The organism is Rahnella sp. CJA17(1/100), from assembly GCF_963881615.1.
In the GTDB taxonomy this organism is placed as follows: Bacteria; Pseudomonadota; Gammaproteobacteria; order Enterobacterales; family Enterobacteriaceae; genus Rahnella; species Rahnella aceris.
In genome coordinates, this window is sequence record NZ_CAWOJA010000083.1 from 149891 (window position 1) to 174332 (window position 24442).

The 24442-nt window shown below is 53.8% G+C and carries 23 protein-coding genes; 11 read left to right on the forward strand and 12 right to left on the reverse strand.

The features are described from left to right. Positions 1 to 8 precede the first annotated feature (8 nt). A complete protein-coding gene (locus AACU55_RS24190) occupies positions 9 to 770 on the forward strand; it encodes an amino acid ABC transporter ATP-binding protein (RefSeq protein WP_013577309.1) in 762 nt (253 codons plus the stop codon). Positions 771 to 1397: 627 nt separating this feature from the next. Here the strand turns inward: AACU55_RS24190 and AACU55_RS24195 are convergent. Together AACU55_RS24195 and AACU55_RS24200 are read right to left on the reverse strand one after the other, a co-directional pair. Then, entirely contained in the window at positions 1398 to 2087 is a 690-nt protein-coding gene (locus AACU55_RS24195) for an LrgB family protein (RefSeq protein ID WP_013577310.1), read from the reverse strand. Beyond that, positions 2080 to 2502: a CidA/LrgA family protein gene (locus AACU55_RS24200; RefSeq protein ID WP_013577311.1), complete on the reverse strand. Its 423-nt coding sequence runs from the start codon at positions 2500 to 2502 to the stop codon at positions 2080 to 2082. The genes AACU55_RS24195 and AACU55_RS24200 overlap by 8 nt, the downstream gene beginning before the upstream one ends. Positions 2503 to 2646: 144 nt before the next feature. Between AACU55_RS24200 and AACU55_RS24205 the strand changes: the two genes are divergently transcribed. After that, on the forward strand, positions 2647 to 3525 hold the full coding sequence (locus tag AACU55_RS24205; RefSeq protein ID WP_013577312.1) for a LysR family transcriptional regulator: 879 nt from the start codon (positions 2647 to 2649) through the stop codon (positions 3523 to 3525). 58 nt (positions 3526 to 3583) lie between these two features. Here AACU55_RS24205 and AACU55_RS24210 read toward each other — a convergent pair whose 3' ends face one another. The 3 genes from AACU55_RS24210 to AACU55_RS24220 all read right to left on the reverse strand — a co-directional run bounded on the left by AACU55_RS24210 (position 3584) and on the right by AACU55_RS24220 (position 7947). Beyond that, entirely contained in the window at positions 3584 to 5233 is a 1650-nt protein-coding gene (locus AACU55_RS24210; RefSeq protein ID WP_013577313.1) for a Na+/H+ antiporter, read from the reverse strand. Between the two features lie 268 nt (positions 5234 to 5501). Further along, entirely contained in the window at positions 5502 to 6869 is a 1368-nt protein-coding gene (locus AACU55_RS24215) for an NCS2 family permease (protein WP_134706278.1), read from the reverse strand. A gap of 409 nt (positions 6870 to 7278) precedes the next feature. After that, positions 7279 to 7947, reverse strand: a complete 669-nt coding sequence (locus tag AACU55_RS24220) for a glutathione S-transferase family protein (RefSeq protein ID WP_134706279.1) — start codon at positions 7945 to 7947, stop codon at positions 7279 to 7281. A gap of 268 nt (positions 7948 to 8215) precedes the next feature. Here AACU55_RS24220 and AACU55_RS24225 point away from each other — a divergent pair, with 268 nt between their 5' ends. Further along, on the forward strand, positions 8216 to 10309 hold the full coding sequence (locus AACU55_RS24225; protein WP_037034996.1) for a putative bifunctional diguanylate cyclase/phosphodiesterase: 2094 nt from the start codon (positions 8216 to 8218) through the stop codon (positions 10307 to 10309). A 10-nt stretch (positions 10310 to 10319) separates the two neighbouring features. Here AACU55_RS24225 and AACU55_RS24230 read toward each other — a convergent pair whose 3' ends face one another. Together AACU55_RS24230 and AACU55_RS24235 are read right to left on the reverse strand one after the other, a co-directional pair. After that, entirely contained in the window at positions 10320 to 11882 is a 1563-nt protein-coding gene (locus AACU55_RS24230; protein ID WP_037034994.1) for a methyl-accepting chemotaxis protein, read from the reverse strand. 237 nt (positions 11883 to 12119) lie between these two features. Then, on the reverse strand, positions 12120 to 12923 hold the full coding sequence (locus AACU55_RS24235; protein ID WP_037034993.1) for an inositol monophosphatase family protein: 804 nt from the start codon (positions 12921 to 12923) through the stop codon (positions 12120 to 12122). Positions 12924 to 13080: 157 nt separating this feature from the next. Between AACU55_RS24235 and AACU55_RS24240 the strand changes: the two genes are divergently transcribed. From AACU55_RS24240 to AACU55_RS24250, 3 genes are all read left to right on the forward strand, one after another. Continuing rightward, the gene (locus tag AACU55_RS24240; RefSeq protein WP_013577319.1) at positions 13081 to 13713 is read left to right on the forward strand and encodes a LysE family translocator; all 633 of its coding nucleotides are present in this window, start codon (positions 13081 to 13083) and stop codon (positions 13711 to 13713) included. An 81-nt stretch (positions 13714 to 13794) separates the two neighbouring features. Continuing rightward, positions 13795 to 14883: an ABC transporter substrate-binding protein gene (locus AACU55_RS24245; RefSeq protein WP_037034992.1), complete on the forward strand. Its 1089-nt coding sequence runs from the start codon at positions 13795 to 13797 to the stop codon at positions 14881 to 14883. 47 nt (positions 14884 to 14930) lie between these two features. Continuing rightward, entirely contained in the window at positions 14931 to 15671 is a 741-nt protein-coding gene (locus AACU55_RS24250; protein ID WP_037034990.1) for a molybdate ABC transporter substrate-binding protein, read from the forward strand. Between the two features lie 28 nt (positions 15672 to 15699). Here the strand turns inward: AACU55_RS24250 and AACU55_RS24255 are convergent, their stop codons facing one another. Continuing rightward, positions 15700 to 16557, reverse strand: coding sequence for a PA4780 family RIO1-like protein kinase (locus AACU55_RS24255; protein ID WP_013577322.1), 858 nt, complete (start codon positions 16555 to 16557; stop codon positions 15700 to 15702). A 447-nt stretch (positions 16558 to 17004) separates the two neighbouring features. On the opposite strand from AACU55_RS24255, the gene AACU55_RS24260 reads away from it, so the two are divergent. Then, positions 17005 to 18120, forward strand: coding sequence for an SDR family oxidoreductase (locus AACU55_RS24260; protein WP_134706280.1), 1116 nt, complete (start codon positions 17005 to 17007; stop codon positions 18118 to 18120). A 165-nt stretch (positions 18121 to 18285) separates the two neighbouring features. Here the strand turns inward: AACU55_RS24260 and AACU55_RS24265 are convergent, their stop codons facing one another. The 3 genes from AACU55_RS24265 to AACU55_RS24275 all read right to left on the reverse strand — a co-directional run bounded on the left by AACU55_RS24265 (position 18286) and on the right by AACU55_RS24275 (position 20442). Next, the gene (locus AACU55_RS24265) at positions 18286 to 18909 is read right to left on the reverse strand and encodes a glutathione S-transferase family protein (RefSeq protein ID WP_112151068.1); all 624 of its coding nucleotides are present in this window, start codon (positions 18907 to 18909) and stop codon (positions 18286 to 18288) included. 35 nt (positions 18910 to 18944) lie between these two features. Then, positions 18945 to 19478: a GNAT family N-acetyltransferase gene (locus tag AACU55_RS24270; protein WP_037034985.1), complete on the reverse strand. Its 534-nt coding sequence runs from the start codon at positions 19476 to 19478 to the stop codon at positions 18945 to 18947. A gap of 85 nt (positions 19479 to 19563) precedes the next feature. Beyond that, on the reverse strand, positions 19564 to 20442 hold the full coding sequence (locus tag AACU55_RS24275) for an AraC family transcriptional regulator (protein ID WP_162906083.1): 879 nt from the start codon (positions 20440 to 20442) through the stop codon (positions 19564 to 19566). Positions 20443 to 20630: 188 nt separating this feature from the next. Between AACU55_RS24275 and AACU55_RS24280 the strand changes: the two genes are divergently transcribed. Together AACU55_RS24280 and AACU55_RS24285 are read left to right on the forward strand one after the other, a co-directional pair. After that, on the forward strand, positions 20631 to 21536 hold the full coding sequence (locus AACU55_RS24280) for a DMT family transporter (protein ID WP_013577327.1): 906 nt from the start codon (positions 20631 to 20633) through the stop codon (positions 21534 to 21536). 116 nt (positions 21537 to 21652) lie between these two features. Continuing rightward, a complete protein-coding gene (locus tag AACU55_RS24285) occupies positions 21653 to 22033 on the forward strand; it encodes a tautomerase family protein (protein WP_134706282.1) in 381 nt (126 codons plus the stop codon). A gap of 10 nt (positions 22034 to 22043) precedes the next feature. Here AACU55_RS24285 and AACU55_RS24290 read toward each other — a convergent pair whose 3' ends face one another. Beyond that, positions 22044 to 22784: an SDR family oxidoreductase gene (locus AACU55_RS24290; protein ID WP_134706283.1), complete on the reverse strand. Its 741-nt coding sequence runs from the start codon at positions 22782 to 22784 to the stop codon at positions 22044 to 22046. 121 nt (positions 22785 to 22905) lie between these two features. Between AACU55_RS24290 and AACU55_RS24295 the strand changes: the two genes are divergently transcribed. Continuing rightward, on the forward strand, positions 22906 to 23808 hold the full coding sequence (locus AACU55_RS24295) for a LysR family transcriptional regulator (RefSeq protein WP_013577332.1): 903 nt from the start codon (positions 22906 to 22908) through the stop codon (positions 23806 to 23808). Positions 23809 to 23862: 54 nt separating this feature from the next. Further along, the gene (locus tag AACU55_RS24300) at positions 23863 to 24348 is read left to right on the forward strand and encodes a hypothetical protein (RefSeq protein ID WP_112197670.1); all 486 of its coding nucleotides are present in this window, start codon (positions 23863 to 23865) and stop codon (positions 24346 to 24348) included. The last annotated feature ends 94 nt before the right edge of the window (positions 24349 to 24442 follow it).

Genomic DNA, 24442 nt, shown 5'->3' on the forward strand with positions numbered 1-24442 from the left:
GGTAAACCATGAGCGACCATCAAGTCACTGAAAACCAAAATATGATGATCACGCTGGAAAACGTGAATAAGTGGTACGGACAGTTCCACGTATTGAAAGACATCAACCTGAGCGTGAAACCGCGTGAACGTATCGTGTTGTGCGGCCCTTCCGGCTCGGGGAAATCAACGACCATCCGTTGCATTAACCATCTGGAAGAGCACCAGCAAGGGCGCATCGTGGTGGACGGAACCGAACTGAACGACGACTTGCGCAATATTGAACGCGTGCGTACCGAAGTCGGTATGGTGTTCCAGCATTTCAACCTGTTCCCGCATCTGACCGTCTTGCAAAACTGCACCCTGGCACCCTGCTGGGTGCGTAAGATGCCAAAGAAAGAAGCCGAAGAACTGGCGATGCATTACCTGAAACGTGTCCGTATCGCCGAGCATGCACATAAATTCCCCGGCCAGCTTTCCGGTGGTCAGCAACAGCGTGTGGCGATCGCCCGTTCGCTGTGTATGAAGCCCAAAATTATGCTGTTTGATGAACCGACTTCTGCGCTCGATCCGGAAATGGTGAAAGAGGTGCTGGACACCATGATCACGCTGGCGGAAGAAGGCATGACCATGTTGTGTGTAACGCATGAAATGGGCTTTGCAAGAACTGTCGCCGACCGGGTGATCTTTATGGATCGCGGGGAGATCGTAGAGCAGGCGCCACCGCTGGAGTTCTTTGCCAATCCGAAGTCGGCGAGGACAAGGGAGTTCCTGTCCCAGGTGATTCATTAAACACCGGGCGGTGTTTAAGCGCGCCGTTTAAGAGCAGAAGTGTGAAAATTTCGGTTTCTCAATAGCGATGATCACTTATCGCGCTGCGCCGAAACCGCCCAAAAGGGGCCAGGACGGGCCCCTCTTGGATCTCCCGCGTCTTTTTACGGCGCTATCGCTCGCTGGCCATGTTTCAGCCACCACAGTGACAGGCTGGAAATCTTGCCGCTGCGCGGTTCCTTCATTTCGGGATTGCAGCCTCAGGTCTGCAACCTCTCATTCAGCAAGCTTTCTGAAACGCCCGCACGACCTTAAATTCAAAACCAATAGGTTTTTCATATCAAAATCAGTGAGGTTGTGAAGTTAACGTTGAGGCCGGTTCCAAAATACCGCCGGAGGAGAGGTGGAAAACCGCGCGTCTTTTTGCGCGGGTTGTAACCCGAACGGAGGGCACCGCGCAGCGGCGGAATTTTGCGGCTATCGCTGCGGCACCTGAAACATAGCCAGCGAGCGGAGCACGTAGTAAAAAAGCGCGGAGTCCAGAGGCCCGCGCGTTACCGGGTCTCTGGTCGGTGTGGGCCGACGCCCACGACCTTGAATTTGAATTTGAATTTGAATTTAAAGTTTCAGATCTTTTTCAAAAGATCATCACCACATCACCCCGCCGATCACCGGCGCAATCACCACGGTGACCACACCCGCCAGCATCATCACCAGGCTTGATACCACGCCTTCTTCCGCGCCCAGCTCATAGGCTCTCGCCGTACCCGCACCGTGCGACGCCGCACCGAAACCGGCGCCTTTTGCCAGTCCGCTTTTCACTGCCAGACGCAGAAACAGCATATCCCCGACCGCCATGCCGAATACGCCGGTGATCACCACAAACAACGCGACCAGATCAGGCTGGCCACCCATTTGTTTCGCGGCTGCCAGTGCAAACGGCGTAGTGATAGAGCGTACCGCCAGACTACGCTGGATTTCTTCGGGCAGGGTCAGCATGCGCGCCAGCCAGACGGAACTGCCGACGGCAACGACTATCGCCGTCAGCACGCCCGCACTCAGCGACATCCAGTGACGGCGGATCACCGCCATATTCTCGTAAACCGGCACCGCAAACGCGATGGTTGACGGCCCGAGCAGCCATAACAACCAGTGCGTCTCACCGAGGTAATCCTGATACGACGTGTGCGTCACCACCAGCAAAATCACCAGTACAATCGGCGTGAACACCAGTGGCATCAGCAGCAGTGTGCGCTTCTGGCGGTACAGTTTTTTGTTGCCGTAATACAACCCGAGGGTGACCACAAAACACAACATGCTGATCAGTAAATCAGTCACGGCTCGCCTTCCTTGCCGCCAGACGCTGCTCCAGACGATACACTTTATCGACCACCACGGCGGTCGCCCCGAGCGTCAGCATCGTGCTGATCCCAATCACCAGAAAGATTTTCCAGCCTTCGATCATCAGCAACTGGGCGTAATTCACCACAGCCACCACGGCTGGTACGAAGAACAGCAGCATTTCTGCCAGCAACCAGCGGGAACCGGCTTTCACCCATTTCACAGGCAAAATACGCAACATAATCAGCAGTAAAAGCATCAGCATCCCGACAATATTGGCGGGTAACGGCAGATGTAACGCAGTGACCAGACGATCAGCGATAACGAATAACACCGCGTACAACACCACCTGAACAGGGATCTGACAACGGGTCAGCAGGGACGGCGCTTTAGTGCGCAACGCCAACAACATGGGGACGACCTCGAAAGAGGGAAAAGTGTGAAAATGAAGTATACGCTGGCAGGAAACCGGTAAAGAAATGAATTAAAATCATAAAAATGATTCCAGTTTGGAATACTTTGTAACTCGCCGATCTGACCGGGGAAACATCAGCCCATGGACGTCCGTACCTTACGCTATTTTGTCGAAGTGGTTCGCCAGCAGAGCTTTACCCGCGCGGCGGAAAAGTTGTTCGTCACCCAGCCAACGATCAGCAAAATGCTGCGTCATCTGGAAGAAGAACTGGAATGCACGCTGATTGTCCGCGAAGGGCGGCGTTTACACCTGACCGACAGCGGTCAGGCGTTGTATCAGCGTGGCCTGAATATCCTCGAGGAATTCCGCCAGCTTGAAGCGGAACTGGAAGACATTAACTCGCTGAAATCCGGTCATCTGCGGCTGGGCATTCCGCCGATGGTCGGGACGCAAATCGCGCCACTTATCGGCAGCTTCCGCCAGCAATATCCCGGCATTGAACTGATTATTTCCGAGTTTGGCGGGCTGACCGTGCAACAGGCTGTGATTTCCGGCGAGCTGGATCTGGCGCTGACTGCCCTGCCCGCTGACGCCGTGCCGTCTATCGCCTCACTGCTGCTGTTCAGTCATCCGCTGTGCGTTGTGGTGCCGCGCACGCCGCACTGGCTGAACCGCACGCGCATCGGGTTCAGTGATCTGGCTGATGAAAGCATCCTGATTTATAACGAAGATTTTGCCCTGTACCGCCAGCTGATGGACGCCTTTACCTCACACGGCTTTACGCCAAAAATTGCGGCGCGCAGCGGGCAGTGGGATTTCCTGGCGGCGATGGTACAAACCGGTATGGGTGTGGCAATTTTGCCGGAACCGGTCTGTCAGCGGCTGGATAAGAATGCGCTGATGTGGCTGCCACTGGATCCGCTGATGCCGTGGCAGCTCGGGCTGATCTGGCATCAGGGCAGCTATCTCTCGCACAGTGCACAGGCGTGGATCACGTTGTGCCGCGACTACTGGAAATAGCCAATAAAAAACCGCGTGAACCTGGCAGCGCACGCGGTTTTTTCATTTCTGACAGAAACTACACTTCTTTTTCGACAAGCAGCGCTTCAAGTAAATCGAGGTCATGCAGCAGTTTTTGCAGCGTCTCGTTACTGATTTTCTGCGTGGCACGCAGGTGATACAGCTCACCACGTTCAGCGCGCAGCGCAGTCAGACGGAAGCGGCGCTCAAGGTTTTCCAGCTTCAGCGCGGTTTCCATATCATCGCGGTTGGCCGTACGTCGCCGTAACGTCCCGATAACCCGCGAACTGATTTCCTTCAGCGTCTGTTCATCAATATTTTCTTCGGTATCCGCCGCCAGACGCTCTTCCATCTTATGCAGGCTTTCAATCGCCACTTCCGCCGCGACCGATTTCGCCATGCGCTCTTCTTCGCGATAAGCGGTACCATCCGCCACTACCACGCCTTTGAGCAGGAACGGCAAGGCAATCACACCGGCAATCAGCGAGAACAGAATGACGCCGGTCGCCAGGAACACCAGCTGATAACGCGACGGAAACGCCGAACCATCGGCGAGGAATAACGGAATCGACAACACACCGGCCAGCGTAATGGCTCCGCGCACACCGGCAAAAGACGCCACCCACAGTTCACGCGTACTGTAGCTGCCAAACAGCAGCGGTTTCTTTTTCAGGAAACGGTTGCTGAAATTCTTCATCACCCACAACCAGACGAAACGCAGGATCAGCAGCGCAAAGTAGATAATCCCGACATCAGCAAACAGGTGCCACGTCACGATAGACGGGTCGTGTGTCGCCTGATCAATTGAGTTCTCAAGAATGCCCGGCAATTGCAGGCCCAGCATGATGAACACCATGCCGTTGAACACGAACTCAAGCATCGCCCAGACGCTGTTCGCACGCAGACGCATCGCCAGCGGTGCATTACGAATAATGCCGGACTGGCTGATGGTCATCCCTGCAGCCACAGCGGCCAAAATGCCCGACACACCGATATGTTCGGCAATCAGATAAGACGCGAACGGCAACAGCAGCAGGAACACGATTTGTGTCGCCGGATCATCACCGCTCCAGCGGCTCATAATGCGCAGCGATTTACTGTACAACCACGTCACCGCCACACCGGCCATCAGACCGCCAATCGCGACTTTCAGGAACTCTACACTGGCACCACCGACGGTAAAGATCATCGTGCCCATCGCCACGGCGATAGCGAATTTCAGCGACACCAGACCGGACGCGTCATTCATCAGCGCTTCACCTTCCAGCACGCTCATGATCGACTTCGGAATGCGGCCCTTACCGACAATGCCGCCCAGTGCCACGGCATCGGTCGGCGACAGCACCGCAGCCAGCGCGAACGCGGCCACCAGCGGAATATCCGGCACCATCATATAAATCAGATAACCGATACCGACGACAGTGAGCAGCACCAGCACCAGCGCCAGCCCGAGAATTTCGCGCCCGTGGTGGAGGAATTCACGGGTCGGGGTTTTCCAGCCATCGGCGAACAGCAACGGCGGGATAAAGAGGACGAGAAACAGTTCCGGATCGAAGTCCACGTGCAGGCCAAAATTGGGCCACGCCAGCAAAGCACCGACGGCAATCTGCATTAATGGAAGAGGAACCTGAAACGGCAACATTCTGGTGACGACACCGGAGAGCGACACCACCAGAATCAAAATCAGAATGGTAAAGAAGATTTCCATGCTTTCCTTAGACTCTTGTTTTTATGAATTTCAGCCAGACACAGGTGAGTGAGTCCGGAGCGAACCTTGGAATAGTAGATCAAAAGGGGACGGGATTTAAATCAGTGCGTGCGGTTACATCAGAGAGGGTTTGCTCCTCCCCCTGCGAAGGGGGAGGACGGGAGGGGGTTTTAATGACAAAACTCATGCCAAAGCACACTTCAACCTACTGATTCGTCATTAATACCCCACCCCAACCCTCCCCTTCGCAGGGGAGGGAGCAAACAGATCAAATCGCCCATCCGCCCGCATAAAACACCACTAACGCTACGGCGATAATCACCGTGCCGATGTTCAGTTTTCGCCATTCGCCGGAGAAGATGCGTCCAATCACCAGTGCGCTGAAACCGAGCATAATACCGGTGACGATGTTACAGGTCAGAACGATAAATACTGCGCACAGTAACCCTGACATCGCATCCACGAAATCATTGAAATCCAGTTTGGTGACATTACTGAGCATCAGCAAACCCACGTACATCAGCGCGGGTGCGGTGGCGTAAGCCGGTACCAGATAAGACAGCGGAGAGAGGAACAACATCAGCAGGAACAGCACACCGACGACGGTAGCCGTCAGACCGGTTTTGCCGCCCGCCGCCGTACCGGCTGCCGATTCGATATAAACCGCTGCCGGAGATGCGCCAACCAGGGAGGCGAAAATACTGCTCACGGAGTCAGCCGTCAGGGCTTTACCGCCGCTGATGATCTGGCCGTTTTCATCCAGTAAGTTTGCCTGTCCGGCGACAGCGCGGATGGTGCCGGTGGCATCAAACACCGCTGTCATCACCAGTGCCAGCACGCTGGGCAATACAGCTGCTTTCATTGCACCCAGAATATCGAGATCGAAAATCACCGATTTACCGTCAGCCCCCGCCAGAGAAGGCATGGCGAATAAACCCTGATATTTCACTGTTGGATCGAAGATCAGGCCGATAATGGAAATCGCGATAATCACCAGCAAGATGCCGCCCGGAACGCGCAGTTTCTCCAGGCCAAAAATCACCGCCAGACCAAGCAACGTCATCACGACCGGGAATGAGGTAAATGCGCCGAGTGCCACCGGTAAGCCGTCCAGCGGGTTTTTCACCACCAGACCGACGCCATTGGCGGCGATCAGTAACAGGAACAGGCCGATACCAATACCGGTACCGTGCGCAACGCCGGTTGGCAGATTGCGCAAAATCCACGAACGGATGCCGGTCACCGAGATAATGGTGAACAACACGCCCATCAGAAATACCGCGCCGAGCGCCACCGGTACGCTGATGTGCTGGCCGAGAACCAGACTAAACGCGGTAAAAGCAGTCAGAGAAATGGCGCAACCAATCGCCAGCGGCAAATTCGCCCACAGCCCCATCAGCAGGGAGCCGAAACCGGCGACCAGACAGGTCGCGACAAACACTGCGGTTGGCGAGAAGCCCGCTTTGCCGAGCATCGAGGGCACGACAATCACCGAATAGACCATCGCCAGAAAGGTGGTTAAGCCAGCGATAACTTCCTGGCGGACGTTACTGCCACGCGCACTGATTTTGAAAAAAGCATCAAGCGGGCCTTTTGGCGCAACTGCGCGGCCAGCTTGAGGTTGTTGACTCGACATGGAAAATCCTCTGAATGTCTTTACTGATTAGCCGGCGTGGTCATTATGAAACCGTTTCTGCACGTTCACTTCCTTATTTGTCGCCTGAAATCGCCGAAAACGGCGTCAGAACGGCAAGGCAAACGTTTAACTCGCATCGCGTGTGGCAGGACAAAAAATTACGCAAACGATTATCCTGCCTTTAACCGCCGTACATCAACCGTGAATGACAACAATTTACCGTTGTCTGGTCAATAAAAACGCGGTTGTGGTGGAAATTTATCCGGTGGCAGAAAAAGAGACAAACAAGGAGGGGAAAGAAGGGAAATAAATAACAGGGTATTTATTGTGGTTTATCTTTTATAAGACGTTTATTACGTAAAACTCAGCCCGCAATGAACGCCTGAAAATATAAAAAATGGATAAGAAATTAACGCAAAATATTAAACGAACCGCCGTTTTCCAGCACTTTCTGATATGCCGGACGCGCGGTGACATTCGATAACCAGGCCTTCAGCAGAGGATATTTTTCCAGTCCGGCGCGGGCATTGATCGCCTCTATCGGGAAACTCATCTGAATATCTGCCGCGCTGAACTGTTGACCGGCGAAATAAGGATGTGTACTCAGATGCTGTTCAAGATAATCCATATGCGTATAAATCTGCTTATCCAGATAATTCTTCTGCACGCCCTGTCCTATGGCGCCGGCAATCGGACGGATGAGCCACGGCATCGGCGGTTTACCCAGACGGCTAAAAATCAGCTTCATCACCAGCAAAGGCATCAGAGAACCTTCAGCGTAGTGCATCCAGTAGCGATACTGCTGATGCTCAGCAAACGCCGTGGGTTTCAGCGTGCCCGCCTCATCGTACACTTCCTGCAGGTATTCAATGATGGCGCCAGATTCCGCAAGGATCAGCCCGTTGTCTTCCAGCACCGGTGACTTGCCCAGAGGATGGACTTTTTTCAGCGATGGCGGCGCCAGCATGGTTCCTTTATCCCGCTGATAACATTTGATTTCGTAAGGGACGCCCAATTCTTCGAGCATCCATAAGATTCGCTGTGAACGGGAATTATCCAAATGATGCACAGTTAGCATAAAAGTCTTCTGTCCTTTTTCAATTAATTATTTGTTAACTATAGACAACACTTTCAAAGCGCGTATCAGATTCGTTTTAATAACCCTGACTTTCTTCAGGGTTAATTTATCAAAAATCTTTTTATTTGATTAAAATCACTTACGGATTAATCTTAATTATGCCAAAAAAATTATCGCAACTTCGTTCGCCTTTAATAAGGCTTAATGCCATTATCGCCGGATAACAAATCAACCCGTCGCTTTCGACTCTCTGTTGGTGGAGCCTCACATGTTTTCCAGTAATTACAACAATGTGCTTGTAATGTTTTCGTTCATTGTTGCAATGCTTGCCTCTTATACCGCGCTTGATATGGCAGGCCGGGTTGCCACCACAGAGGGAAAGGCTTCCCGACTTTGGTTAACAGGTGGCGCCATTGCAATGGGTATCGGCATCTGGTCGATGCATTTTATCGGCATGCTGGCCTTTAATGCTTCGATGCCAATGGGTTACGACCCTTTAATTACCCTGCTTTCTATGCTGATTGCCATCATTTCCTCAGCTTTTGCGCTGTGGCTGGTATGCCTTGAGGAGTTACCCACCGGGCGGTTACTTGCCGGTGCCTTGCTGATGGGCGGCGGTATTGCCGCGATGCATTACACGGGTATGGCGGCGATGCAGATGATGCCGCCCATTGTCTACGATTACCGTTGGGTCGCGTTATCTGTGGGAGTGGCGATTGTCGCCTCCGGCGCGGCGCTGTGGATGGCGTTCAATCTGCGTCATCAGTCACCCAATGTCCGTCTGCTGCGCATCAGCGCTGCGGTGGTAATGGGCGCTGCCATTGTCGGTATGCATTACATCGGCATGGCTGCGGCACAATTCCCGATGGACAGCCACAGTATGGCGGCGTTCAGCGGCGTAGACAATAACTGGCTGGCACTGCTGGTGATTGTGGTCACGCTGGCGATTCTGGCAATCACCCTGATCATTTCTATTCTTGATGGCCGGATGCAGGCACGCACCTCGATTCTGGCATCTTCGCTGGCACAGGCGAACCGCGAGCTGACCCAACTGGCGCTGCACGACAATCTGACCCATTTGCCAAATCGTCTGTTGCTGGAAGACCGCCTGAGTCAGGCGTTTCAGAAAGCGTCACGTGGCGAATCACAGTTTGCGGTGCTGTTTTTCGATCTCGACGGATTCAAAGCCGTTAACGATGCCTTCGGCCATCACATCGGCGATCAGCTGTTAATTTCAGTCACCGAACGCCTGCAATCGCAGCTGAGGGCGACAGATACGCTGGCGCGGCTCGGCGGCGATGAGTTTGTGCTGCTGGTTGAGATCACCGAACCCACCGATGCCTCGCAACTGGCCGATAAACTGGTGCATCTGATTGCGCGTCCGTTTTACGTTTCCCGCTATGAACTGCTGGTCTCTGCCAGCGTGGGGATCGCGGTGTATCCGGGCGATGGCGAGAATGAACGCGAGCTGATGCTCAATGCTGATGCCGCGATGTATCACACCAAAAATTCCGGCCGTAACGGCCACAGTTTCTTCCAGCCGTCGATGAATGCCAACGCCCAGAACCAGTTGCAAATGCTCAATGATTTGCGTCTGGCGGTTGCACACCATGAGCTGCGTTTGCACTATCAGCCGAAATTTATTGCGCCTTACGGGCCGGTGAGTGGCTTCGAAGCGCTGCTGCGCTGGGAGCGCGACGGTAACCTCCTCAGCCCGGATGTGTTTTTGCCGCTGGCGGAAAAAACCGGACTGATTATCCCGATTGGCGAATGGGTGCTCAATGAAGCCTGTCGCCAGTTGCGGGAATGGCATCTGGCCGGTCATACGCAATGGACAGTGGCGGTGAATCTTTCCGCGCTGCAATTTGAGCAGGCGAATCTGGTCGAAATGGTGATTGAAACCATTGAACGCCATCAGATCCCGCCTGAAATGCTGACGCTGGAAGTGACAGAAACCACCGCGATGCGTAACCCGGATGCCAGCGTGGAAATTCTGGAGCGCCTGACACAGTACGGCGTAAAAGCCTCCATTGATGATTTCGGTACCGGCTATTCCAGCCTGCTCTATCTGAAACGTCTGCCGGCCAGTGAGCTGAAAATCGACGGTGCATTTATTAATGACCTGATTGCCGGTAGCGAAGACGCCAGTATCGTTTCTGCGATCATTGCCCTCGGCCAGACGCTGAACCTGAAAGTGGTGGCCGAAGGCGTTGAAACGATCCAACAACAGGAATTTCTGACGCAACTGGGCTGCGACACCTTACAGGGTTATCTTCTGGGGCGTCCGATGACGCCACAGCAGATTGCCCAACACCCCGATACGGACTGGGAGTCGCAGATAACCCTCACAGATAAAGCCTGACGCCCCCGGCTCAGGCCGTCGCCGTGCGGAAAAATCGCACGGCGTTGCGTAGCTCAACACTTTGTTCCGTCAGGGATTGCGCCGCTGCCGCTGCCTGTTCCACCAGCGCGGCGTTCTGCTGCGTCACCCTGTCCATCTGGTCAACGGCAATCCCCACTTCGTGAATACCGGTGTGCTGCTCAGAACTTGCTGTCGAGATTTCTCTGACAATTTCAGCCACCTTATTCACCGAGCTGACAATCTCATTCATGGCTTTACTGGCGCGATCAGCCTGCAATGACCCTTCGGCAATTTTGCTGACGGTGCCCTGAATCAGATCTTTAATTTCTTTCGCCGCCTGCCCGCTTTTTTGCGCCAGCACCCGCACCTCACTCGCCACCACCGCAAACCCTTTACCCTGCGTACCGGCACGCGCCGCTTCCACGGCGGCGTTCAGCGCCAGCAGGTTGGTCTGGAAGGCAATGCCTTCAATCACGCTGATGATATTGATAATTTCATTCGAACTGCCGGAAACATCACGCATATGTGCCTGCATCCCCGTAACAATCACGCCGCCCTGAGACGCCGTTTTCGAGGTTTCCAGCGCCAGCTGGCTGGCCTGCCGGGCGTTCTCAGCGTTCTGGCTGACGGTCGCGGTCAGGTTTTGCATATTGGAACTGGTCTGCACCAGCGAGGCCGCCTGTTCTTCGGTGCGCTGTGATAAATCCACATTGCCCTGTTCAATCTCACTGGCGGCATGATTGATGGATTCACTGCCTTCCATAATCTGATGAATGGTTTTATTCAGTTGCTGGTTCATGCCGTTCAGCGAAGCCAGCAAACTGCCGTCATCACCCGGTTTCAGCGTGATTTTTGCCGCCAGATTACCGGCAGCGATTTCACGCATAATAGAGGCGGCATAAGCCGGTTCACCGCCCAGTTGTTTCACCAGATGGTGCGCCAGCAGCAGCGCCATCGTCAGTGAAAGAATAAACGCCACGCCGACCAGCACTAAAAACATCGCGCTGGCCGTGTGATAGCTGCTGCGCGCATCCGCTGCAGCCTTCTCACTGTTGGTCAGCTCGTTTTTGACCAGCGTTGCCAGATCCGCCATTAACTGTGTGCGATATTTCCGTGAGTTATCGCCACTGATTTTCGTGGCCTGCGCAATGTCGTTGCGTTCAACCGCCGCAATCACATCATTATTCGCCAGCGAAAACTGCTCAAAATTAGCGACGATTTGCTTAAACAGGTCTGACTGACTGCCGCCGCTGTCCAGCTTCAGATACGCATTTTCCGCGTCTTTAAAAGTGGCAACCGCCTGAAGGATTTCGACCCGGTGGCCGTCGCGCGGCGCCCCCTCTGGCGAGGCGATATATTGCACCTGTTGCAGGCGTAATTCCGCCAGCGTGCCGCGCATCACCAGCGGATACTGCACGCCGGGAAGCCGGTAGGCACGGTAGTTTTCAATCTGCTGATTACTGCTGTTGAGCAGCCAGGCCGACATCGCCGCCAGAATCAACAGCAGGCTCAGGACGAGTGCGAATGCACCCAGCAAACGGGCAAGTATGGAAAGGTTGGTGATCTTTTTCATCTGGGCACATCGGAAAGTCAGTGACAGGAAACACTCATAACGGCCGGAATGAAGGGAACTTTAGGGAAAATGAAACTATATTTCATTTTGTTAAGCGCTGTCTTTCGTAATGTAATTTTAGGGTTACCGGACGAATTTTTCATGTTACCGGCCCGCCTTAAAAACATGATCTGCCACGCATTGCAAAGATGTGCTCTCTCATAAAGAGAGAGAGCACTCAGCGCGACTCACTTTGGCTCACTTCGGTTCAAAAGCGGGCCATAACGGGATGACTGCCGACAACAAATTCGCCGTACCGGCCGCCACCGACATGTGTCGGAAATTGTCGCTGCCGTCCGCTGTCTTCGCGAATTTCACCACCGTTTCCAGCCCGGCCTCCTGACACAGCACCGCGCCGCCAGCGATATCCCACAGCGTGGTGCGCCGTTGCAGATGGCCGTCGATAATGCCTTTTGCCGCAAACACCATGCCGACCGTGGTACAGCGATAACAATGTACTGACCAGTCAGCCGCGCGGATCCCCTGATAAAAGGCCGAGGCTTCGTCCAGCTTGTCGTCCGCACTGTCGCCCAGCGACACAATCTGTACATCTTCAAAACGATCATCGCGACGGAAGGGTTTGTCGTTGAGGAAAATCCCCTTTCCGGATTCTGCTGCAAACAGGTCGTTTAAAACCGGCAGCGCCACAATGCCGATCACCGGCTGTTTATTTTCCACCAGGCCGAGCGACACGCCCCACAGCGGCGAACCGCGCAGGAAATTCGAGGTGCCGTCGATAGGATCAATCACCCAGCACGGCGCGTCGGTCAGAATGCCGCCCATCTCTTCGCCGATCACCGCATCCTGCGGAAAATGCTCTGCCAGCCGGGTGCGGATAAACTGCTCAACCGCCAGATCGGCTTCTGAAACGAAATCCTGCGTACGCTTACTGCTGATTTCGATAGTGTCCCGGCGGTGAAAAAAGTCCAGCGCCAGTCTGGCGGCCTGCGCCGCAATCTGACTGGCAACCGCCAGACGCGGGGACATCATAGTGTTGGTCATGATAAATCCTGAGTTTTCAGTCGGAAGGAACAAAAGCTGTCTTCATAGAATGCATCGGAATCGATGAATAAAAAATGACAACCTGCCACTTGCTAAAATAGCGTAAAACACTCTAGATCTGTGTGCTTCAACTTTCTAAATTTTGCCGGAGATTTCCATGCCCGATGCCGCCCATTGGTTGCCCTTTCTGCTGATTTGTCTCGGGCTGGTATTAACGCCCGGCCCGAACATGATTTACCTGATTTCACGCTCACTCTGTCAGGGGCCGAAAGCCGGACTGATTTCCCTCGGCGGCGTAGTGCTGGGCTTCCTGTTTTACATGTTGTTTGCTGCGCTCGGCATTACCGCGCTGCTGATGGCGGTGCCCTTCGCTTATGACGCCCTGCGCATCGGCGGCGCTGCATATCTGCTGTATATGGCGTGGCAGGCGGTGAAACCCGGCGGACGCTCGCCGTTTCAGGTCAGGGATTTACCCCGCGACAGCAATAAAAAGCTGTTCACCATGGGGCTGGTCACTAATCTGCTGAACCCGAAAGCGGCGGTGTTATATCTGACGCTGTTACCGCAGTTTATCGTGCCGGAACAAGGGCATGTGCTGACGCAGTCGCTGATTCTGGGCAGCTCGCAAATTCTGATCAGTGCGACGGTCAACGCGCTCATTGCCCTTTCGGCCGGTTACATTGCCGTCTTCCTGGCCGGACGACCATTGTGGATGGTCATCCAGCGCTGGTTTATGGGTGCAGTGCTGGGCGGGCTGGCTATGCGTATGTTGCTCGACGGGCGTAAATAACCGGCCATTTGTCGCCCGTCATATTCAGTTCCGCATCAACGCTATATAATCCTTTGCATAACGAAACCAGAGGATTTATCCATGCGTCTATTTTCATCCCGATTTTTGCCTGCCGTTGCCTTGCTCGGGCTTGCCCTGAGCCTGGCTTCCCCTTGCGCTTTTGCCACACGCCAGATAACCGATCAGCTTGGCCGTCAGGTCACGATTCCCGATCAGGTGGATCGCGTCGTCGTTTTGCAACATCAGACCCTTAATCTGCTGGTTCAGCTGGATGCCACCAAAGATATTGTCGGCGTGCTGAACAACTGGCAGCGACAACTGGGCAGCGGTTATGTGCGTCTTGCGCCGGAGCTGGCGAAAACGCCGGTGGTCGGCGACCTGACCAGCGTAAATCTGGAAAGCGTGGTGGCGCTTCATCCGCAAGTGGTGTTCGTCACCAACTATGCGCCACAGGAAATGATCGACCAGATCAGCCAGGCCGGGATCGCCGTCGTGGCGGTTTCATTGCGGGATGATCCGAAAGGCGAAGAACATATGATGAACCCGGTGCTGCCGGATGAAGATGAGGCGTACACCGAAGGGCTGAAGAAAGGCATCGCGCTGATTGGCGACGTGGTCAATCACCAGAAACAGGCACAGGCGTTGATCGACTATACTTTTTCTCAGCGTCAGTTAACTGGCGAGCGGCTGAAAGATATTCCGGCCAATCAGCGGATCCGCACGTATATGGCAAATCCCGATCTGACCACTTACGGTTCCGGCAAATATACCGGCCTGATGATGGCGCATGCCGGTGCGATGAACGTTGCGGCAGCCACAGTGAAAGGGTTTAAGCAGGTCGCGCTGGAACAGGTGATCGCCTGGAACCCGCAGGTGATCTTCGTGCAGGACCGGTATCCGGAAGTGGTCGGGCAGATCACCGGTGATCCGAAATGGCAGGGTATTGATGCGGTCAAAAATCACCGCGTTTATCTGATGCCGGAATACGCCAAAGCCTGGGGCTATCCGATGCCTGAAGCGATGGCGATCGGCGAACTGTGGATGGCGAAAAAACTCTACCCGCAAAAATTCGCTGACATCGATATGCAAAAACAGGCTGATGCCTGGTACCAGCGCTTCTACCGGACGGATTTTAAACCCGCGGCAGACGCGGCGCGCGCGGGGAAATAGCCTCGTCTCCGGCGCTTTACGTTGAGGCAATGTGACAAGGAGACCTGATGACAAATACGATTAAAGTGCTGGCGGCAGGGAGTTTACGCCGCGCATGGGCGCCGCTGTGCGATGCCTTTACGGAAGAAACCGACAGCAAAGTCGACGTGGAATTCGGCCCCGCCGGGCTGTTGCGCGAACGTATCGAACAAGGGGAAAAGGTCGATCTGTTTGCCTCGGCCAATACCGCGCATCCGCTGACCTTGCAGCAGCACGGTAAGGCGCTGGACGTGGAAGCATTTTGCGGCAACAGCCTGTGTGTCACCGCCCGAAAAGGGCCGGAACTGGAGAAACTCAACTGGCTGAGCGTATTACTTGATCCCCGTTTTCGGCTGGCGACATCGACGCCGCAAAGCGATCCTTCCGGTGATTACACCTGGCAAATGTTTGAGCAGATCGAAAGGCGACATCCCGATGCCGGGGCTATTTTACGCAACAAGGCGCTGCGTCTGGTGGGCGGTGAAAAATCGGCCAAAATTCCGGCAGGCAAACTGGCGGCAGAATGGCTGATTTGCAGCGGTCAGGCCGATGTTTTTATCGGCTACACCAGTTATGCCACGCTGTTGCGGGAAAATGATGCGCTGGAAGTCTACAACATTCCGGCGGATTACAACGTGCGGGCCAGATACGCGCTCGCGACCTGCACGGAGAAAGGGAAACCGCTGGCAGAATTTATTCTTTCAGAAACCGGCCAGCATATTTTGCAGAACGCCGGTTTTTGCGGGAGACATGCGGTGATGCCGGAATAGAAAAAATACAAACAAGTACAACGCGACCTTAGTGATCGAGGTCTCTTTCTTTCATTGCCCGCTGACGATCGTAATACTCATCTTCAGCGGCAGTGATTTCATCGAGCAGCGAATCCACATCGGCTTTGTGCGTATCTTCGGTGAACAATCCGGTCAGAATAGTTTCCGGTGTCAGTTTGCCGTCTTCGTACAATGCCCAGATTTCTTTGGCAAAGCGCGTTTCCAGCAACTGCGGTGCAAACTGCCCGTAGTACTCGGTCATGTTATTCACATCGCGCTCGAACATCGATTCAGCGTGGTTATTGGCAGCGGCGTCCACGGCCTGCGGCAGGTCGATAATCACCGGCCCTTCAGCGTCCATCAACACGTTAAACTCTGACAAGTCACCGTGAACGATACCGGCGCACAGCATGCGCACGATGTTGCGGATCATGGTGTCGAAATCGGCTACCGCTTCTTCTTCAGTCAGGATGACGTCACTCAGACGCGGCGCGACTACGCCGTCAGCGTCGGTGATAAGCTCCATCAGCAGCACGCCGTCCAGACAAATGTAAGGCTGCGGCACGCGCACACCGGCATTCGCCAGACGGAACAGCGCATCCACTTCAGCTGTCTGCCAGGATTCTTCCTGCTGTTTACGCCCGAACTTTGACCCCTTTTGCATCGCACGCGCGTTGCGGGTGTTACGGACTTTACGGCCTTCCTGATACTGCACGGCCTGCTTGAAGCTACGTTGTGTCGCTTCTTTATACACTTTGGCGCAGCGGATCTCTTCACCGCATAAAACGGTGTAAACATCGGCTTCTTTGCCACTTTTCAGTCGACGGACCACATCATCAATCAGGCCGTCATCCACCAGAGGTTGGATTCTATTTGGGATTTTCATGCAGCCTTGTACCTTATTTCAGCGCATGAGGGAATGACCTGCGCAATATTCCCTGCATTACACACCAGACACGCCGTTCGCGTCATCCTTTCTGATCCTTATCGCTTACTGTTCTCAAGGGTACAGTTTAACGTAGTGGCGATGGAGTGGATACTTTATGCACATACGTTATCACTTTTTACCGCTGCTTTTCACCGTCAACGCCCGCCGGGTTTTTATGGCACCCTGATTAAATTTAACTTAAATAATTAATTTATGTCCGCTAATTATTTCTTACTGTAAATAAAGCATGCCAGTTAATAAATTTTTATGTCTTCGGAACTTTTTCTTTAACTTAAGCTTTTCGTGCTGTTTACGCTTCGTTTATTCAAGGCAAAAAACGGTATACGTTCCGTTTAGAATAGAGGTGATACTGTGCCGGTAATTTCCCGTTGCAGGTCTTCTGATATGAATACTATTTTAATAACCGGTGCCACTGGTTTTGTTGGCGGAGCTGTCGTTGAATATTTTCTGCGCCAGCAACTCACCACCAATAATGCATTATTACTCTTAGTCAGGGCTGACGATAATGCGACGGGACTCGCCAGAATTATCGATAATTTGAAGAAGTTTGAATTAAATGATACTCAGCTTTCTCCGCTAACTGAGCAATCAATATTGACCGGCGATCTGGCCGATCCGGAAAGTTTTATTCATGACGCGCGTTTAGATAATGTCACGCACGTTATTAACTGCGCCGCCATCGCCTCGTTTGGTCATAATCCGGCCATGTGGCGTGTGAATGTCGAAGGTTCACTGGCCTTCGCCAAACGTATGATGCAGGTAAAAGGCTTGCAGCGATTTGTGCATGTCGGTACGGCGATGGCATCGATGCCGGATAAAGACAGCGTCTTCTACGAAGGCATGCCGGACAACGAGCAGAACGAAGATCTGGTGCAGTATACGGCTTCCAAGCGGGCGATTGAGAATCTTGTCCGCGCCGAATGCCCGTCGCTGCCGTTCGTGGTTGCACGACCGTCGATTATCGTCGGTCACACGCAGCATGGCTGCCAGCCTTCAAGCAGCATCTTCTGGGTGTTCATGATGGCGATTAAACTGAAGAAATTCACCTGCACGCTCGACGATCAGGTGGATGTTATTCCGGTGGACTATTGCGCGATGGTGCTGGTAAAACTGTGTCTCGCCAAAGACCTCAGCCATAACTTTTATCATATTTCTTCCGGCGAAGAGATGTGTACGCCATTCCATGAAATAGATACCTCGGTGGCAAAAGCCAATAATACTTCACGCATTATCAGTGAATATGAACAAACCAGTTATCAGGAATTTACCGGCATCCGCAAACAATTTAAAGATGTGCTCGGCCCGTGTAATGATAAAATTATTTTACGTGCCATTAAACTTTATGGCGGTTTTGCTCAGTTAAACGTGAAGTTTGATAATTCTCGTTTATTAGATATGGGCATTCCAAAACCTGCTGCCTTTAACAGTTATATTGATAAATGTGTTTCCTCAACCCGTGGACAATCTATCAGCGAACTGATGCAGGTTGATTTTAAATAAACCCGGTGTCTGTTAAATATTAAACACTCCCCTAAATCATTCAGTTGCTTCAAGGCGGCAACTGAATGAATCCCCGGGAGCTTACATAAGTAAGTGACCGGGGTGAATGACCAATCTGCAGGGAGCAGATTGGAACGCTGCTTGCAGCGTGAAGGATGACGGGGATTAGACAAGGCCGTTTCGGCCATACAGCCTGAAACCTTCGCGCTGATTCAGGCGGTCATAATACGCCGTCACTGCCGGTAACGCCGGACGGGACATGGGTGTCATCGACCAGCGGTTCACTGCCAGCCCGATGGGAATATCCGCCAGCGTAAAATTATCCCCCAGCACATAATCGCCGCTGCGCTGAAGTTGTTCCTCCAGTATCTGCATATGACGGTTCCACTCGCTGACACCGGCATCAATCAGTGCCGGATCCTGATGCTGCGGACTGTTGCGCGCCAGCGCCGGAAACGCATAACGCCAGGAATTATTCAGCTCACCGGATTGCCAGTCCATCCACTGTTCGGTCAGCGCACGACGTTTCGGGTCAGATGACAGCAAATCTTCGCGCCCTTCCCGCGCCGCCAGATACCGGCAAATCACGTTGGATTCCCACAGTACAAATTCGCCATCGAGCACTACCGGCACCATCGCATTCGGGTTCAGTGCTTTAAATTCCGCAGTCTGGACAGACTGAAAACCCGAACCGAATTGTTCCTGTTCGAAATCCAGCCCCAGCTCCTGACAGGTCCACAACACTTTACGCACATTGATCGACGGTGATTTACCCAAAATCTTTAGCATGATTTCCCCTGTTAACGTGGTACACGAATAGCCGGTCACGACGGACGAATAAAGATCCGCGTGGCTGAGCCGTGATAAGTGGTATCCGTTTTTGCCACGAAACCACATTTTTCCGCCAGACGAACCGAGGCCTGATGCTCCGGTGCAATAATGCAGCATAGCTGACGATCGACGTGTGTACCGGCCCATTTCAGCACTGCCTGCGCCGCTTCAAAGGCGTAGCCTTTGCCGTGAAATGCCGGAGAAACGACCCAGCCCATTTCCGCCATGCCTTTGAGCGAAGGGGTGATATCGCGCTGATAATCCGCCAGACCAATTTCGCCAACAAACGCGCCTTCTGCACCCGCCGTTTTTTCGAACACAATCCAGTAACCGAAACCGAGCATCTGCCAGTGGCCCGGATACCGCAGCAGACGACTCCAGCTGGCTTCACGACCCGAAGGCGTGCCACCGATGTATTTCACAACCGCCGGATCGGCCCATTGCGCGGCAATATCTTCAAAATCATCAACATGATGGCCACGTAAAATCAGACGTTCGGTTTCGATAACAGGAGCACAGGTCTGCATGGTTTTTCCTGAATAAGGTGAATTACCATTAACTTAGCACCACAATTGTGCTGACCGGAAGAGAGGTTTTAGCGGGAAATAAAAATCAGACGATAATGCCGCCGCGCAGTGCCGTCGGCGTTATGCCACGCACGGATTTGAAACGGTTACTGAAATGGCTGGCGGAGCTGAATCCGCATTCCAGCGCAATGGACGTGATATCCATCTGACTGGTTTTCAGCAAGTTTTCCGCGCGGATCAGCCGGGCATTCATCACGTACTGATGCGGTGCCAGCCCCATGCTTTGTTTAAACATGCGGGCGAAGTGGAATTCGCTGAGTTCTGCCAGCGCGGCAAGTTCCGGCAGTAATAAAGGCTGCCCGAGATGCGTGTGAATATAATCTTTTACGCGGTTGAGCATATGCGGTGCCAGCCCGCCGCGTACCGTTGGCAGCGCCCATTGCAGATGGGTGTAATGTTTCACCAGATGCGCCATCAGCAGATTGGCGGCGCTGCTGAGCATCAGCTGATTGCTGTTTTCCTGCCACTGGCTGCTGAGCAAAAAGTGGCGATACAACAGCGTAATTTGCGGATCTTCTCCGAATGTACGTTCTTCCAGCTCAATCGCCGCCGGGCTGCGATCCCAGGTTTGTTCCACCAGATGTCGCAGGTGTTCGTCGGAGCAATACAGATGCACAAACGACAAATCGTCGCGCACATCCCAGCTCGACATACTGCCTTTCGGCATCAGACAAAAACGATCCGGCCCGCCGCCGTTACGCCAGCCGCTGCGGGTTTTGTGATAACACTCGTAGCCGTCGGCAACGTACAGGCTCAGCGTATGGTGATCAGCGCTTTCCTGATTCACGATGTCATTTTTGTTCGACCACGCCGCCAGCTGAATGCCGGAACCCAGTTCCACACTGTCATGCAGAACCGCTTTGTGCTGACGCAGCGTTTCGAAAGCCTGATAGACCTTAGTCATGGCGTACCCGTGTGGAGGAAAGATGACGCCCATTTTACGGTTTTCCCCCGCCCCGGTGCCAGATCTTGCTGTGCGGGTGACTGAAAAAATGCGCAAGAATATGCAACTCAGCGCAAAACGTTGAAAGCCAGCGGTCTGCCGTTACCGCAGAATGTCCTCAGTCATTACTGTCTGAGTGAGAGAATTCTATGAACGCACTGCTTTATATTTTGGTGATCCTGATCTGGGGTACCACCTGGTTTGCGATTTATCTGCAACAGGGCGACGTGCCGGTCACTGTGTCGGTTTTCTACCGTTTCCTGCTGGCTGCGGTGATCATGCTGGTGGCATTGCTGGCGACACGCCGGTTGCGTCGTCTGGCGCTGAAAGATCATCTTTTCTGCCTGGTTCAGGGTTGCTGCGTTTTTTGCTTCAATTTTTACTGCTTCTATCACGCCGCAGCCTACATCACCAGCGGGCTGGAATCGGTGATTTTCTCGATGGCCGTGCTGTTCAACGCGTTCAACGGCATGCTGTTTTTCCGTCAGAAACTGGCTCCGGCAGTGATCCCGGCGTCGGTTCTCGGGCTGGCAGGTATTATCACGCTTTTCTGGCATGACCTCAGCGCCGCGCATATCGCACCGGAATTGCTCAAAGGCATCGGCCTCAGCCTGCTCGGCACTTACGGTTTCTCACTCGGCAACATGATCAGCTCACGCCATCAGCGTCACGGGCTGGATGTGCTTTCCACCAATACCTACGCGATGTTTTACGGTACAGCCGTCATGGGCGCGCTGAGCCTGATGCAGGGCGCTTCCTTCGCCATCGACCTGACGCCGCAATATCTCGGCTCGCTGGTCTATCTTTCCGTTTTTGGTTCGGTACTGGCTTTCGGCATTTACTTCACGCTGGTCGGCCGCATCGGTGCCAGTCAGGCGGCCTACAGTACGCTGCTGTTCCCGCTGGTCGCACTGACGGTTTCCACATTTTATGAAAATTATCAATGGCATGCCAATGCGGTTATCGGGCTGGCGCTGATCCTGCTCGGTAATCTGGTGATGTTCTGCCGTCCGGCCTGGCTGGAGATGTTCAGACGCAAAGCCGCTGCGGCGTAGGGCGGCTTACCGGCGGGTACAAAAAAACACTCGACAACTCTCCTCCTCGTGTTGCATACCTGAAAGGCCGCATCCTAAGAGATGCGCGCCCTACAGAAAATAATGAGGAGAATAAAATGCCTTTTGTACGTATTGATATGGTCGAAGGAAAACCCGAAACCTACCGCAAAACCGTCGGCGAAGTGATCTATGACGCGCTGCGCTCAGCTCTTAATGCGCCGGAAAACGACAAGTTTATTGTCATCTCCGAACACTCTCCGGCAGAAATGATGATTTCCCCTGATTATCTGAATATCCAGCGCAGCCCGAACTGCATTGTGATTCAGGTAACGCTCAACACCGGCCGTACACTGGAAATGAAAAAGGCGTTCTATCACGCCGTCGCTTACGGGCTGCATGAAAAAGTCGGGTTACGTCTGGAAGATGTGTTCATCAGCCTGGTGGAAGTGCCGAAAGAAAACTGGTCCTTCGGCAACGGCGAAGCGCAATACGCGTGATCATAGCCGATTAAATAATCCCGCCATTCGCCTTCAGCGTCTGGCCGTTGACCCAGGCACCGTCGGGACCGGCGAGGAAGGCGACGACGGAGGCGATATCTTCCGGCTGACCGAGGCGCTCGAGCGGCGAGGTTTTGGCGATGGTTTCCACCAGTTGATCCGATTTACCGTTGAGGAATAAATCCGTTGCTGTCGGGCCGGGCGCAACAGTATTGACGGTTATCTGACGGCCGCGCATTTCCTTGGTGAGCACGCGGCTCAGCGCCTCGACAGCCGCTTTGGTCGCGGCATACACGCCATAAGTCGGCTGATATAACCCGACCACGGTCGATGAGAAATTGATGATACGTCCGCCGTCGTGCAGATGTTTCGCTGCTTCACGCAGCGTGTTGAAAGTGCCTTTCAGGTTGATATCGATAAGGCGGTCGAATGCTGCATCGTCGGTTTCGGCAATGGCGGAAAGCGTCATAATACCCGCATTATTCACCAGCACATCCACGCCGCCAAACGCCTGTTCCGCGCTGGCAAACATCCGGTCGACCGCCGCCGCGTCGCTGACATCCGCCTGCGCGCTGATGGCTTTTCCGCCTGCCTGTTCAATTTTGCTGACCACCGCGTCGGCTTCTGCCGCACCGCGTGAGTAGTTCACAATCACGGTAAAACCGTCGTGCGCCAGACGCTCTGCGATGGCGGCGCCAATACCCCGTGATGCGCCGGTGACCAGCGCGACTTTCTGTTTGGATGAAGTCATGATGCGTTTCCTTTTTTCAGTGATTCGGATCTGTTGTCAGTGAGGAAAGCGTAGCCGATTGACGCTGCCGGATAATTACCTGATATTCGTTATCACTATCCGGAAAAGGCGAACAATCATCATGGATAAACTCGACAGCATGCAGTTATTCACCCGCGTGGTGGAGCTGCGCAGTTTTACGCAGGCTGCACAAGCGCTGAATCTGAAACGTTCCACGGTGACCGATGCCATTAAACAACTGGAGTCGCGGCTGAACATCCGGCTTCTGCAGCGTACCACCCGACACGTCAGCGCGACGCTGGATGGCGAAGCCTATTACCAGCGCTGTCTGCGTATTCTGGCCGATGTGGAAGATGCCGAAATGGCGTTTGCCGGTGCGCAGCCGAAGGGGTTATTGCGGGTGGATGTACACGGTTCGATGGCGCGGCATTTTCTGCTGCCCGGCCTGGCGGATTTTCTGGCGCAGTATCCCGACATTGAGTTTTACATGAGCGAAGGCGACCGGCTGGTGGATCTGGTGCGGGAAGGCATTGATTGCGTGATCCGCGCCGGTGAACTGAAAGACAGCGATATGGTGGCGCGCCCGCTCGGTACGCTGCCGGAAATTACCTGCGCCAGCCCGGACTATCTGCAACGTTTTGGCATACCGGAAACGCCAGACGATCTCGCCGGTCACCGGATGATTGGTTTTCGTTCCAGCGCAACCGGCGGGCTGTTGCCGCTGATTTTTCAGGTGCAGGGCAAAAACCGTGAAATCCTGCTGCCAACCAGTTTGTCGGTCAGCGGCGCGGAAAGCATGAAAGAAGCGGCACGGCGCGGGATGGGGATTATTCAGGTGCCGCATTACGGCCTGCTGGAGGATCTGGCGCAGGGAAGTCTGGTACAAATCCTGGCGGATTTCCCGGCCGGTTCACTGCCGGTTTCCCTGCTTTACCCGCGTAACCGCCAGCTTTCACCGCGCGTACGGGTGTTTATCGACTGGATGGTGAAAGAGTTTGCGCGGCGCGATCCGCATCTGACATGATAGTTTTTCTGCTCTGAAAGCATGACGTCACAACGTTAACGACTGGAGATGCCGATGACCACACCTGCTGTATTGCTGCATATCGGCAGCGAAGAAACGCAAGTTATCGTCCGTAATGATGATAACGACGATAAAAGTTTGCTCCTGACACTGGGCTCACAACTCACCTCTGTCGGCTATTTTCGTCATTCACCGCCGACGCCGGATGAAATGGAAACTGCCATTATGGTGGTCGAGGACGAAGTGATGCGCATCCGGCACGACATTCCGCCGGGCGCTAAACTGTTCAGCACAGACAACGATATCCGTGCGCTGGCCCGCATTGCCGGTGAGGCGGAAAATGAAGTGATGACGTTGTCGCTCGACGCAGTGGAACGCACTTTCGACCGGCTGGCGCTGGTCATTAATGGCCGCCCGGCGCATTTCGAAGGTATCCCCGAGGGCAATGATTTCGCCGCCACACTGCTGATTTTGCGCGAATTTATGCATCATCTGCAATTTGATGAGATCGTGGTGAGAGGCATGAAATTTGAGATGTAATGATTAACAGCCCCGTCAGGGGTAATGCTGGTCACTTAAGGAAATGAGGCCCGTGAATTTGGGCCTTCGATGAAGAAAAATAGCGCTATAAGCC